Raw genomic sequence first — 13999 nt, forward strand, 5'->3', positions numbered from 1 at the left:
ATCCCGGGTTTCAACTGATTGGAAAAAGGAACTAAAGCATGAAGCAAGGAACTTTTACGACGATCACGCTTCTCGCAGCGCTGGTCATCTCCTCGATTTTCTATTGGGGTATTTTGCCGACCATGGACAAAGGCCCAGAGGAAACGCCCCTAATTCACCAGATTGCCTTGGCCGGACCCATCGTGCCATTTCTGATTACTTTGACTTTGATGCTCTTGACTTTCGTTATTGAGCGCATCATCACGTTGGGCAAGGCGCGCGGAGCCCGTCCGTTGCCGATCTACTTCTCTGAATTCACTAAAGCAGTTCGGGATGGCAAGTATGACCATGCTGTAAAGATTTCGGACGAGCAGCGTGGATCAGCTGCCGCGGTCTTGAAGGCAGGCGCGGAGCAGTGGATTCGTGTGGCGAATGACAAGTCGGTGAATATGGAGAAGAAGATCTCGGAAACTCAAAGAGCGATTAATGAAGCACGACTGCTTGAAGTTCCGTTCCTGGAAAGAAATCTGATTGCTCTTTCTACGATAGCTTCAGTGGCTACGATGGTCGGACTGCTAGGCACGACGATCGGAATGATCCGTTCGTTTGCCGCTATGTCCACGCAGGGCGCGCCGAATGCCGCCGAGCTTGCACGTGGTATTTCCGAGGCGCTGGTGAACACCGCTCTCGGATTGTTTGCGGCAATCGTCGGTATCGTCTGCTACAACTTCTTCGTGAATAAGGTTGACCAGTTCAACTATGAGATTGATGAAGCTGCGTACTTAATGGTGGAGATCCTGAAGGACAAGGAAGTGTAATCGGAGTCCGGGCAAGCACAAACAAGTAAGGACAACTTATGGCTGCTCCCAAGAAACGCAGGATTCCGATATCCATCGATATGACACCGATGGTGGATATTGCATTCCTTTTATTGATATTCTTCATGTCAACAACGGTGTTCAAGAAGCCTGCTGAAGTAGACGTTCAGGCTCCTTCATCACATTCGATACGACCGCTGCCGGAAACGGGAATTATTGTAATCACGATTCCAAAAGACAACCGGGTCTTCATGACGCTGGACAATGCCGCACTGGACGTTGAGAACGGATTGGCAGAAGTAAAGGGTTTAACGACCCGTGGCATCGAATTCCAGCCGGATTCGATTGTGAAACCAATTGAAAGGTTGATGCTGAAGAGACTAGTTGATAAGGTCGTGTTGAAAGCGGACAAGGACGCTTCCTATGGCACGATCGAAAAAGTGCTGCAGACTCTTCAGAAGAATGAGCTTCTGTTCGTGAACATGGTCACCGAAGTTGAAGAAAGCTAAGGTATAGAAAATGGGTGCTGTAGATGTAGGTGGACCCAAGAAATCGAGCGGCGGTCAAGCATGGAAGCGGCCCAGAGTCGCGATCCGAATTGACATGACGCCGATGGTAGACATCGCGTTCCTGCTGTTGATATTCTTCATGGTGACAACCGTATTCCGTTTGCCGACGGCAATGGAAATGGTCTTGCCTCCGCCAAACGAGGTGGCTCAGCCGGGGAAGGTCTTCAAGGAAAAGCTTCTCCAGTTTTACGTGTTGAATAATGACTCGTTGGCGCTGCAGATCGGCGATACGCTGGCGAAACCCTTGATGTGGACCGACTTGCGGGACAGTTTGAAATCTCGCTATGATCGCTATGGAGACAGTGTCGTGGTCGTTGCCCGAGTCCATCCAAAAGCAAAGTTCATGTCCTTGGTGGATTTGGTAGATGAGTTCAATTTGGTTGGCACGACGAGATTTTCGATCGATCATTACACGACATTGGACGATTCGATGCTTCGAGCCGCAGGATTTCAAACGGCCGGAGCAGAAGGGCTACCGACGCCTGAAGAAATTGAGGCACGTTTCGCGCCTCCCGGTCAACAACTCTAAATGCCGTTTCACGCCGGTTGAAAGGGCGGTGAATTATGAATTTCTTAGAAGAACTTGAAAAAGGCAAATACGGCGCGATTGAGCTGAAGAAGATCGTCGGTCGCAACCTTATTCGCGGTCTGGCCTTCAGTGTGGCAGTGCACACTGCCGTGGTGGCTGCACCGTTTGTGGCCTCGCTTTTTCAGGAGGAGATACCTCCACCGGATCGCGTGGTTGTTGTTGACCCATCAATCCTTGAAAAGCTCAAGAGGCTGAACCCAAACCAGGCGCCACCGAAGATTGAGCGTCCGAAACTTGCACCTCCCAAGGTCGTTGTTCCGATTGCCGTAAGTGAAGAGACGATAGAAGAGCAGCCTGAAATCATGAAACAGGAAGAACTCGTGGCGGCAATCGTCGAAGAGTACGGCACGGATACACTAGGTATCGGCGAAGGTGTTGAGCTTGTGCTTGAAGAATCCGGCGATGATATTCCAAGCTACGAAGAATTTATTCCCTTTGAGGTACCGCCGCAGCCGCTCCCTGATTTCAGTCCACAACCGGCATTTCCGAAATTAGCACAGCAAGCAGGCGTGTCTGGCAAGGTGACCGCACAGGTTTATGTTGACAAGAAAGGTGAAGTCAAGAAGTGGCGGATTGTGCAGGCAAAGCCAGAGAAGCTTGGATTTGAAGAAGAAGTTGAGAAGGTACTGCCAAAATGGAAGTTTACACCGGCAATTCAACAGGGTAATCCGGTCGGTGTGTGGATTGCAATTCCTTTTAACTTCAAAGTTCAGTAATCCTGCCGCAAAATTGTTTTGACCGCGCGGCGATTCGTCGTGCGGTCTTGCGCTCTGTAAAATACTTGTTTCCTTCGTGTGGGTCCCGGAGTTACATTCTTAATTGCGCCGCATTTGCGGGCAAGGAGGTGTCATGGAAACCGGAACGAAGACAAAGAGGCTGCCGCTTGGTGCACTTTACTTGAAAGGCAATCTTGGACGTTATCTGCTGCAAGGACTTGTTGTCAGCGTGTTCCTGCACAGTGCGGCCGTTGCCCTGCTGGGGTTATGGCCGGAAACGCAGAAACCTGTTGCGAATGATGTGATAATTGAAGTCACGGGTTTCCCAACGGTTCGCGAAGACATAGTTCCTCCTCCGGTGCCGGAGAGAATTCGACCCAGCGCACCTCAGCAGCCGGATTTTGTAAAGGTACTTTCGGTAGATGAATTGCCATTGGATTCAATTGCGTTACCGGAAGAGGAACTGCCTCCTCTGAGCAGCAACGGTCACCTTGATGGAACGATTGATACCGGAGCGTCTGGGCAGGGTGGGGTGGAAGGCATCGACACCTCGGAGGGTTTGGCGGGGATCAAACCCCCATGGGAAACGGGTTTTTCGATTTTCGAAGTCGCACCAGCCGCATTGTACGAAATCAATCCGCAGCCAGCCTACCCGGAACTTGCAAGACGGACCGGGATGAGCGGCAGAGTGTTTGTTTGGGTTCACATTAGCGAAAAGGGTGATGTGACTGAATGGCACGTAGTGGATGTCAAACCGGCAGGCCTCGGCTTTGAGGATGAAGTTGCGCGTGTGATTCCAAAGTGGAAGTTCACACCTGCACTGCAACAGAATCGCCCCGTCGCCGTTTGGGTTGCAATACCATTTAAGTTCAAGGTCTCAAACTAGTGCTTTCTTGCAAATGATAACGCGCTGGATTTTGCCGGCTGCGTTCGCGGTTCTTGGTGTGTTAATACTGACAGGGACGTTACTCAAAGAACTCCCGAAAGGAACAGGTCTTCGTCCAATCATGGGTGTGACTGTGATTCTGCTGGGTATTCATCGGTTTGTTGTCTCCCGGACACCGAAAGGCGAGCGCAGACGATATGGTGGCGATTATGGACGGCCATGGGAGCATTAACGTGACAAGAATATTCTGGATTTCCTTGCTACTCGCGCTAACAGTCATGAGCTGCAAGGAACGTGAGCCGGAGGAGTCATTTACAAAAGGTTCGGCACAAATCGGCTGCAGCGACGCTGTTTTCGAATTGGCTCGGTTTGTAGCAACGGAGTACTCTGATTTGCATGCAGCTGCCCACGTAGGTGTTTGGAGGCATTCAACCCAGTCACTTTTGGATTCCTTGCTGAACGACCGAATCGAGGAAGCGTTTCTTGATCGTGCATTGAGTCAGGAAGAATCGCTCGCATTTTCGAAGTTTGGCAAGAAGTTGTATTCCTATCCCGTTGCGCACTATCCTGTGTATCTGCTGGTGCGTGAGAGTCTGGCGGTTGAGCATCTCGACAGTGTAAACTTGCGGCGGATATTACAGGGTGAAGTTGATTCGTGGAAAGAGATTGGCGGTGCGGGCATTCCATTGACAGTTTATGCACCGCTGCCCGGCGACGGAGCATGGACTTCGCTGCAGACGTATTTCGGCGAGTTCGATTCTCTCGCGGCGGTCGTGTGTTCAACGCACAGTAGAATGATATCACTTGCAGAACATGACCCCGGCGCATTGTTGATTTACATGAAGAAGCCCGCGGATATTGTAGGTTACAAGAAACTGCGTTGGGCACAAGACGAGCTTCGGATACCCGCGAACGCGAAGACGATTCTGGAATCACCTCGCTGGCCGTTCATGACGACGTTCACATATGTGACAACGCACATGAAAAGCGATGTAGCTGCGGGTTATCTGACATTTCTGGTTTCCAATGATGGTCAGAAGATGGTCATGAACGAGGGTTACAGACCGGCATCTGTGCCAGTCCGCATCATTCAGCTAAAGAGTTCTGAACAGATTGACACGTCAACAGTCGATACGTTTTCGCGGCGAAATGGCTGAAAGCCGCATACTCATATAGAAATACAAGGCAGCAAATTACATAAACGGAGCTATTTTGAAGAATACGGCGCTTACGGCCGAGCATGAAGCGCTCGGGGCGAAGCTGGTGGATTTTGCCGGCTACAGAATGCCAATTCAATATCACTCAATTCGGGCTGAACATCTTCGGGTTCGGAATACAGTCGGAGTATTTGACGTTTCACATATGGGTGAATTCATTGTCACCGGAAAGGACAGAGAGGAGTATCTGAATCGAGTGACGGTAAACGACGTGAAGGGTCTGAACATCGGCCAGGCGCAATATTCTTGTATGTGCAAACCGGACGGCGGAATCGTAGATGACTTGCTGATTTACAAGAGTGCAGATCACATCATGGTTGTTGTCAATGCCTCGAATTTGGAAAAGGACTGGAGCTGGCTTTCGAGCAACACAATGGGTGATGTGATTCTCAAAAATCGATCTGAGCAAACGTCGCTTATGGCTGTGCAAGGTCGAAATGCCGCCGCAGTTGTTCAGAAATTAACCGAGTCCAACCTGTCAGTTGTCGCCAATTATCATTTCATACACGGTAAACTCCTCGGTCGAACTGCCGTAATAGCGCGGACGGGCTACACTGGCGAAGACGGGTTCGAACTCTATGTTGCTAACGAAGACGCCGTGACAATTTGGCGAGCTGTTTTGGAGGCAGGTAGGGAGTTTGATATTGAACCAATTGGCCTAGGTGCGCGAGACTCACTGCGGCTTGAGATGAAGATGTGTTTGTACGGCAATGACATTGATGATACTACCCACCCTCTTGAGGCAGGACTTGGGTGGATTACAAAGCTTGACAAGGGTGATTTTATTGGCAGGGATGCTCTGCTGCGCGCGCGCGATTCCGGAATTAAACGAAAGCTCGTGGCAATGGAACTCGAGGGCAATGCATTCCCCAGGCATGGCTATGTCATTCACGATAGTGCAGGTAATACAGTTGGTCACGTGACTTCTGGTACGGTGTCTCCGTGCTTGAACAAAGGGATTGCAATGGGCTATGTACCCACGGAGTTGTCGGGAGTTGGTTCAAGCGTCTTTGTTGTATGTCATAACAAGTCAGTTCCCGCGAAGGTCGTAAAGCCTCCGTTCTACAAGCGTCCATACTGAGCAGAAGTCGTGACAAACATTCGTGTTTTTGCCACTCCGAAGGAGTGGACTGAGGATGATGTGCGCGGATCCTTCGCAATCGTGATCGACGTGCTTCGCGCGTCTTCGACGATTACGCAGGCGCTGGCGAACGGTGCGCGCGAAGTGGTTCCGGTAGCCACTCCGGCTGAGGCAGGAGAGTTTGCCGTGAAAGCCGGCCGCAACGACGTGATCCTGGGTGGCGAGCGGGACGGCAAGCAGATTGAAGGTTTTGATCTGGGTAACTCGCCTTTTGAATACACTCGAGAACAAATTGCCGGCCGCACAGTTGTCTTTGCTTCGACGAATGGTTCACCAACACTTGTTCGCGCAAAGCCGGCAGAGATGATTGTCGTGGGATGTTTTAATAATTTCACAGCGGTTGCAGCTGAAGCGCGCAAGAGCGAACTTGACGTCTCCGTATTGTGTTCGGGCCGAAACGGAAAGTTCTCCATCGAGGACTTTGTCTGCGCTGGCAAAATAGTGGATAGTCTGCAGAATGGCAACGGAATAGGCAATGACGGTGCTCAGGGGTCGCTTGATCTGTTCAGGTACTATCGATCGCAGATTGCCGAAGTTGTTCGAAATAGTTATCACGGCAAGTATCTCGCAGGTCTGGGTTTTAGTGATGATCTAGACCACTGCTCAAAAGTGGATATACATCAGATTGTTCCAGCACTCATAGAAGGCAAGATCCGGGTTACAAGAACAAATGGCGGTTCGTAAAGTCAACGAGAACTCATCGAAGCCAATTGAACGCTCGTCCACTCCAATCGTGGCGGGCATTTTGTTGTTGGGATTTGCCGTGCTCGTCATTGCCGCATTAGCATCACATTCGAGAAGCGACTTCCCGTATCAGGACTTTGGCCCAAGGGCGGAAAATGCGGTCGGAAGATTCGGAGAGTTCATTTCTGCTGTGCTTGGTCCGATGTTCATGGGCCAGTGGCCGTCCATGACTTTAGCGATGATAGCCGGAATATGGGGCTGGACATTCGTCCGACGTCATTCTCGCCGCAGCGCATTAGTGCTCACGATTTGGATATTGGCGCTCGGACTTTGGACATCCGCAACGATTGGTGTTTTGGGGGATCTCATACATGGAGACAATGTCGCCAATTACTACACGCATTCAGGAGAATTTGGACACTGGGCAGCTCAAGAATTGAAAGAGCTTACGGGAAGATTCGGCGCAGTACTCATCATGTGCGTGCTCATGCTCGTCGGATTGTCTATGACGGTCGCAGGTTTCAGTGAGTGGATTGAACGGAGAGCCGCACAAACGGCGAATTTGGCGGGAAGAGCGCGAAACCTTCCCTTGCCGTCGTTCGTACCGGCGTGGCGGTTGATGCGGGAGTGGCTTTCTACTCGTCGATCAAAGTCGGATTCAATTCCGGAGATAAACATCGATTTCGCCACGCAAGCCACAGCAGATACGGTATCAGAGCAAATCCAACAGGGAGCAGCAGGTAACGGTGCCCCCGGCAAGGTCATCCATAACCTGGGAGACGGAATCGACCCTGTCACAGGCGCAAGGCTCACGTCCTCAAAGAGGCCTGAACAGATTACGATGCCCGTTGATGACGAAACAGGTTACGTCTTTCCATCGGCAGATTGCTTTAACGCCCCGCCTCCAGATCGAATAGGCGGAATGCAGCAAGACGAGCAGCAGCATAATGCGGCTCTTCTCGAGAAGAGTCTGGAGACATTTGGCGTGAAGGCAACAGTTACTCAAGTGAATCCAGGCCCAGTCATTACACAGTTCGAACTTGCCCCTGCACCAGGCGTGAAAGTGTCGCGAATTGAGGCGCTTGCGGATGACATCGCCCTCGCACTTCGCGCGCGAGGACTGCGTATCCTTGCACCGATTCCAGGCAAGGCGGCGGTCGGTGTTGAAATCGCAAACCCAAAACCGGCGTTGGTTACTTTCCGTGAAGTTGTTGAGTCGTCACAGTTTCAGTCAGCAAAGTCCAAACTCACCATTGCACTTGGAAGAACCGTTAACGGTGAGATACTGACTGCAGACTTAGGATCATTGCCGCACCTACTTATCGCCGGGACCACAGGATCGGGCAAGTCCGTTTGCGTAAATGCAATTATAACGTCAATACTCCTTCGTGCAACACCAGAAGAAGTTCAGTTCGTAATGGTGGACCCCAAAAAACTCGAGCTTGCCGCATATAACGAATTGCGGATCCACCATCTAACGCACCGTCCTGACTTGAGCGAGCATGTGATTACCAAGCCTGATGAAGCAGTAAAGGTACTTCGAAGCTGTCTCGTTGAGATGGAGCACCGTTACGATCTGCTCGCTGAGCGAGGCGCCAGGCAGTTATCAGAGTACAACGAAATGGTCAAGGATTCGCCGAGAGAAGGCGAACGACCGATGCCGTATATTGTGGTTATCATCGATGAGCTTGCCGACTTGATGGTGACTGCACAACGTGAAGTGGAAGAGCCGATAGCACGATTGGCACAGTTGGCGCGAGCTGTGGGAATCCACATGGTTGTGGCGACTCAACGACCTTCTGTTGACGTCATTACAGGTGTAATCAAAGCAAATTTCCCTGCTAGAATTGCGTTTCGTGTCGCCATGAAAGTGGACTCAAGAACGATTCTTGATACTAATGGAGCTGAAATGTTGCTGGGTCAAGGTGACATGCTATTCCAGCATCCCGAAGAACCTGCGCCGCAGCGTGTACAGGGCGCTCTCTTGACGTCGAGCGAAATCGCCCGAGTAATCACACACATTAGACGACAGCCTGCACCTAAGAACAAATTGGTGCTGCCGTTGGATCCGCAGGACGAACGTGAAGGTGGCGGAGCGGCAGATGGGATGCAGGAAGGACGCGATCCCTTGTTCCTCGAAGCGGCAAAAATTGTCGTACGAACCGGCCAAGGCAGTGTTTCAATTCTTCAGCGAAGGTTGAAAGTTGGTTACAGCAGAGCTGCAAGATTGATAGATCAGCTTGAAAGGGCGGGCATAGTTGGACCATTCGACGGGTCGAAAGCCCGGGCAGTACTTGCTGATGAACAGACTTTAATGGACCTTGAGCAGCATTAAGAAAGTTCTAGTGACACTTCTGCATTTGCAGGCAGCATTTGCAAATGGCCTGGCAGACGAGTTTTACGCTTCGGTGGAACAACATTTGCGTTCTTTGCCGTCACTGGAAATCGGCTACTTGGCAACAGGCAGTAGTTTTCCTTCGGAAGGTCTGGCTGGAAGGCTTGCGTTGCAAAGGCCAAGTGCGTTTTATCACGATACTCCTGAATGGACCCATTGTGAAACTTCAAATCTGCAATGGCGACTATTGAAGGAGCAGCAGACGCTCTTGCTTGAGGATCCGCAGCCTCGTTCGGAGTGGTCTCCCGAAGCAGTGCTTTTAAGTTTGAACCGCGATCTGATTCCGGTTGATTTGAGGGCTGGTTCAAATGGTGACACGATACTTACTCTTGATGCAGTTTCCGCAGAAGTGTCCGGACAGGTCGAAATGGTTTTTGAACGGGGCAGGCGTTCTCCCAAGCAAATTACCTTTATCGACGATGAGGGACTGACTGTTAGCAGTTACGATATTTTGATGTGGCATGAATCTGTCCAGCTTGACAGCAATCTGTTCGTTCCGCCGTCAGTGCCAGAAGAAAACTCAATTGATTTTAGAACACCCTAATTGCATTCATTGATGAAGAATCGGTTCTCGAAAATTCTGCTTAGCCTCGCAATTAGTCTGTTCTTTCTGTATCTGACTGCGTTTAAGCCGCACTTTATCTCGCTGATTAGTGGCGAGATGACTCCGTTCATAGCGCTTTTTGGATCGCCAAGGTTTAACTTGGGCGAGCTCGGAGCCGTAATTAGGAATGCAGAGTGGATTTACATACTGGTTGCAGGGGTGGTTTTTTATGCGACGCAGTTGCTAAGAGCTTGGCGTTGGCGACTAACTCTGCTGACATTGACGCAGATAAAGCTTCTCCCAACTTTTGGTGCGATGACAATCGGTTATATGGCAAACAACTTATTGCCGATGAGACTGGGAGAAGTTTACAGGGCGCAAGTGATTCACCAGTTGACCGGACTATCCCGCCCCGCAGCATTTGGCACCATCGTCGCAGAACGTCTGATAGACCTTGTGTACATGGTGCCGTATATTGCGGCAGCATTGATTATTTATCCGTTGCCTGAACGATTGCAGACAGGTGCTTACTTATTGTCTGCGGCAGCCTTCCTTCTTGGCGGATTCTGTGTCTGGCTTGGACTTGATAGGGAACGTGCCCTGAAATATGCGAATCTGGCCTTGCGCATCCTTCCTGCAAGCGCTGCAAATAGGATTCTCGAGGTGCTGTCAACTTTTAGCGCAGGACTCGGGGTAATGGGAAGTCGTGATTTGTTCTGGCGGTTAGCTTTGTCTTCCCTGGCGCTTTGGGCAATGTACACTTACATGGTTTATCTTGTTATGGCCGCGGTGGGACTAACGGGTCCGAGCTATCCGCTGATTCATGACGATCTAATTGGTTCGGTTCTGGTAATGCTTGTTGTCACAACCATCGGATTTGTGATCCCGGGCGCTCCCGGTGCTGTAGGCACCTATCACGGCATTGCGGTGTTAGGACTTAGCTTGTTTAATGTTCCGGGCGACAGAGCCGCCGGATTCGCTGTGCTTCTGCATGCTCTGAATTACATTCCGCTAACAGTTGTTGGTCTGATTTTCTTCTGGAAGTATGGACTATCTTTTCATACACCAAGAGTTGAAGGGCTGGACGAGCCGAATCTTGGCAATCCAAGGCCGGTATCGAGTAGAATTTCGTAAGCCGAGAGGTGAATTTGGAGTTCAGAGACAATACAAGTCGATTTTCTGAGTACTTCCGCGTGCTGTTCCGCGGCCGCTGGATTATCATTGGCTGCTTCTTTGCGGTTGTCGCTGCGACGACATACCTAACCTACCGCATGGAGCCGGTCTACGTTGCCTCGGCAAGCGTGATGATACTCGATGTTGATCCGGTGGACGTTACGTTGAGGAATGCCGATCCGGCTCCGTTTAGAAAATCGAGAAATTTGAACGAAACGGAGTTACTCCGCAGCCGGAGAATTGCCGAAGACGTCTTGAGGTCACTCGCCGAATCGCCGTATCGAACTGAGCTTGCGATTATGCGGGATACGGATGTGCAAGGGAACACGATTACGTTTGATGACAGGGTTAGGTTGCTGCGCGAGAATACAAGCGTTGAGAATCTGAAGGATACAGACGTGTTGCGCGTCTCTGTACGGGCGCCTTCAGCATTTGAAGCGTCGTTTCTTGCAAACGCGCTTGCCGAAGAGTATTACCGCTACAAGCTGCGGAGCGCACGGGGCGAGATATCTGAAATCCGACAGTTTCTTGAACAACAGCTTGAAGTCGTTCGCGATCAACTATCGCAGTCGGAAGAACTCGAACGTGCCTATAAGGAGAGCCGTGGAGTATCGTCTCTTGATGACGAAGCCCGCACAATGGTAGAGCAGTCAACGAATTTGCATGCTATCTATAATCAGACCGAAAGCGATTTGAACGCCGAGCTTCGTAGAATGGACTATCTGAAGCGGCAGCTGGAGGATGTCAGGGGATCTCTTGTCGAGGATATGAGCAATATCACGAGTCCGATTATTGAGACGCTCCAATCGGAAATAGCGGACAAACAGTCGCGACTTGCAGCATTAGTATCTAATCCTGGCCCCGGCACAGAAGTAACCATAAACGCTCTTGAAAACGAAATCGAAACGATCAAGGGCAAGCTTGTTGAGGAAGTAAGAAAGATTGCAGGCGGCGCAGGTTCACTTGAACCGCTGAAGACTTCGCAGGAATTGTTTGAGAGTATTCTCAAGAGCGAGGTTGAGATCAAGGCTCTTACCGCACGTGCAGAGGCGCTTCGCGAAGCAATAGCCAATGTAGATTACGACCTTGAGCAGCTCCCGGAGAAAACATTGGTGTTAGCCCGGCTCACCCGCGACAGGAAACTGAACGAAGAGCTCTACCTCATGCTGAACGAGAAGTATGAGGAGGCCCGAATCAGTGAAGCCGCGAAGTCGGCCGGAGTCGAAATTGTTGATACCGCAAAGCCGCCTGAGTTTCCAATCAAGCCGCGGAAGAAGCTGAATATTCTTTTTGGGATGTTGTTTGGCCTCGCACTTGGGGTTGGAATAACTTTACTTATTGATTTGCTTGATGACACAATAAAAACCCCGGAAGAACTTGAGCGCATGGCATTAACTGCGCTCGGAACAATTCCAATTGTAAACATCGAAGATATTCGGCGTCGACTGAAGCGGCAAGGCAAGGAGCTGACAGCACAGGACGAGGTTCGGCTGGAATCCAAGATGATCACACGCTTCTCGCCGAAATCGCCGATTTCTGAGGCATACCGGAGCTTGCGAACGAATATTCAGTTTTCGGACATTGACAATCCGAAACGTGTTATTCTGATGACGTCAGCTGCGACGAAGGAAGGAAAGTCAACAACATGTGTCAATCTCGCGATCACTTTTGCGCAGACTGGTTCGCGTGTCCTGCTTGTTGACAGCGATTTGCGACGCCCGACCCTTCATAGCTTCTTCAACGTCGATAAGATGTATGGGCTTAGTAATGTCTTGATTGGTTCCTTGAGCTTCAACGATGTCATAAAACGTACAGAGGTTGAGAATCTTGATTTGATTACGGCAGGCGATATTCCACCCAATCCCGCCGAAATGGTTGCTTCGGAGAGAATGCGCATGTTTCTCGAGGAGGCGCGTAATCGTTATGATGTTGTGCTCCTGGACAGCCCGCCGGTTGTGGCAGTGACGGACGCAGCGATACTTACAACGCGCGCAGATGCGACCATATTGGTCGTGAGTTCAGGAATGACCGGACGATCTGAACTGAAGCGTGCAATCGGACTGATCCGCAGCGTGGGTTCAAACGTCTTGGGAATCATTCTGAACGGACTTGACATCAAGAAGATGTACGGTACCTACTACTACTACTTCCATTACTACCAGTACTATTACTACTACGGCTCCGAGTCCGGTGAGAGAAGGAAGAGGAAGAACGCGTTGAAACGCGTACGACCTCATACTGCGGCACCAGATGTAACTGACGCAACTTAGTCTACTTCATACCCCTCCAAAATGCTCCGTTCACATTGGTGAACGGAGCGGCTATTTTCGTTCACTCGTCAAACTTTTGTGACACCGCCACGAGTTTCTGATTTCATACCATCTGACCATGGTATCTCGATGCATTCCCCAGCGAAGGTAAATTTGAGTCTTCGGGTCGTCGGGAAGCGAGATGATGGATACCATGAGCTGGATACGGTTTTTCAGGAAATAGACTGGTCAGATTATATGGAGTTTGAGGAGTCCGGGAGTTTCTCCTTGGAAGTAGTCGGTGCTGACCTGCCCACGGACAACAGGAATCTGGTCGCTCGCGCGGCCTCAGAACTGTCCCGAGTTTCGGGTCGGCCACTTCGAGGCCGAATCCGGCTTTTAAAGTCGCTTCCGATCCAAGGAGGTGTCGGTGGCGGATCTTCTAATGCAGCCACGACACTGATTGGATTGAACCATTTGTGGGGGCTTGATTGGACGCTTGAGAAACTCATCCCGATTGCGGCATCATTGGGCGCAGACTGCCCTTTCTTCCTCTTTGGCGGACTTGCCCGAGGAAGATCCCGTGGCGACTTGATTTCGCCGATGCCAGGCTCGCTTCGCGGTACTCTTCTCGTGCTGGTGCCCGATTTTGGCGTGGAGACCGCCAGTGTCTTTGCGGATTTTGACTTACGCTTGACAGAAGTGGAGAAGAATGTTATATTTAAGCCTCTGGTCTGGACGGAGGAGGGTGCGGATTACCCCCAAGTTTTTCCGCGTAACGATTTGGAAAATATAGTCTTCCAGAGATTTCCGGTACTCAGGGAGTACAGGGATCTGCTTCTTCAGACGGGTGCACCTGTCTCCTTATTATCCGGGAGTGGGTCCACATTGTTCGGTATATATAACTCGGAGTCAGAAGCCCTGGATGCAGCAAGACTCTTGAGCCAGAGAATGGATTTTCGGGTTAAGGTGTGCCGACCAGTTGCCCGTGATCGATAAAAAGTCATCCCCCTCTGAGGGGCCAGGTCATTCTTGCATG

The 13999-nt window shown here is 50.7% G+C and carries 13 protein-coding genes; all 13 read left to right on the forward strand.

What is annotated here, in order from left to right:
- Positions 1–38 precede the first annotated feature (38 nt).
- Positions 39–797 (forward strand): MotA/TolQ/ExbB proton channel family protein, encoded by a 759-nt coding sequence (locus HUU59_04760; protein NUO18740.1) that lies wholly within the window; start codon positions 39–41, stop codon positions 795–797.
- Positions 798–835: 38 nt separating this feature from the next.
- Entirely contained in the window at positions 836–1306 is a 471-nt protein-coding gene (locus tag HUU59_04765) for a biopolymer transporter ExbD (protein ID NUO18741.1), read from the forward strand.
- A gap of 10 nt (positions 1307–1316) precedes the next feature.
- Entirely contained in the window at positions 1317–1895 is a 579-nt protein-coding gene (locus HUU59_04770; protein ID NUO18742.1) for a biopolymer transporter ExbD, read from the forward strand.
- A 35-nt stretch (positions 1896–1930) separates the two neighbouring features.
- The gene (locus tag HUU59_04775) at positions 1931–2671 is read left to right on the forward strand and encodes a TonB family protein (protein ID NUO18743.1); all 741 of its coding nucleotides are present in this window, start codon (positions 1931–1933) and stop codon (positions 2669–2671) included.
- 133 nt (positions 2672–2804) lie between these two features.
- The gene (locus HUU59_04780) at positions 2805–3557 is read left to right on the forward strand and encodes a TonB family protein (GenBank protein NUO18744.1); all 753 of its coding nucleotides are present in this window, start codon (positions 2805–2807) and stop codon (positions 3555–3557) included.
- Positions 3558–3790: 233 nt separating this feature from the next.
- A complete protein-coding gene (locus HUU59_04785; protein ID NUO18745.1) occupies positions 3791–4714 on the forward strand; it encodes a substrate-binding domain-containing protein in 924 nt (307 codons plus the stop codon).
- 55 nt (positions 4715–4769) lie between these two features.
- The gene (gcvT, locus tag HUU59_04790; protein NUO18746.1) at positions 4770–5855 is read left to right on the forward strand and encodes a glycine cleavage system aminomethyltransferase GcvT; all 1086 of its coding nucleotides are present in this window, start codon (positions 4770–4772) and stop codon (positions 5853–5855) included.
- A gap of 9 nt (positions 5856–5864) precedes the next feature.
- Entirely contained in the window at positions 5865–6599 is a 735-nt protein-coding gene (locus HUU59_04795) for a 2-phosphosulfolactate phosphatase (protein ID NUO18747.1), read from the forward strand.
- Positions 6586–8934 (forward strand): DNA translocase FtsK, encoded by a 2349-nt coding sequence (locus HUU59_04800; protein ID NUO18748.1) that lies wholly within the window; start codon positions 6586–6588, stop codon positions 8932–8934. Before HUU59_04795 ends, HUU59_04800 begins: the two co-directional genes overlap by 14 nt.
- 10 nt (positions 8935–8944) lie before the next feature.
- Positions 8945–9538 carry a hypothetical protein gene (locus HUU59_04805; GenBank protein NUO18749.1) on the forward strand — a complete coding sequence of 198 codons (594 nt, stop codon included), beginning with the start codon at positions 8945–8947 and terminating at the stop codon, positions 9536–9538.
- Positions 9539–9550: 12 nt separating this feature from the next.
- Positions 9551–10672, forward strand: coding sequence for a flippase-like domain-containing protein (locus tag HUU59_04810; protein ID NUO18750.1), 1122 nt, complete (start codon positions 9551–9553; stop codon positions 10670–10672).
- A 59-nt stretch (positions 10673–10731) separates the two neighbouring features.
- Positions 10732–12981, forward strand: a complete 2250-nt coding sequence (locus HUU59_04815; protein ID NUO18751.1) for a polysaccharide biosynthesis tyrosine autokinase — start codon at positions 10732–10734, stop codon at positions 12979–12981.
- 153 nt (positions 12982–13134) lie between these two features.
- Complete coding sequence (ispE, locus tag HUU59_04820; protein ID NUO18752.1) at positions 13135–13959, forward strand: 4-(cytidine 5'-diphospho)-2-C-methyl-D-erythritol kinase; 825 nt, start codon at positions 13135–13137, stop codon at positions 13957–13959.
- Positions 13960–13999: the final 40 nt, after the last annotated feature.

Source organism: bacterium (assembly GCA_013360195.1).
In the GTDB taxonomy this organism is placed as follows: Bacteria; Electryoneota; RPQS01; order RPQS01; family RPQS01; genus JABWCQ01.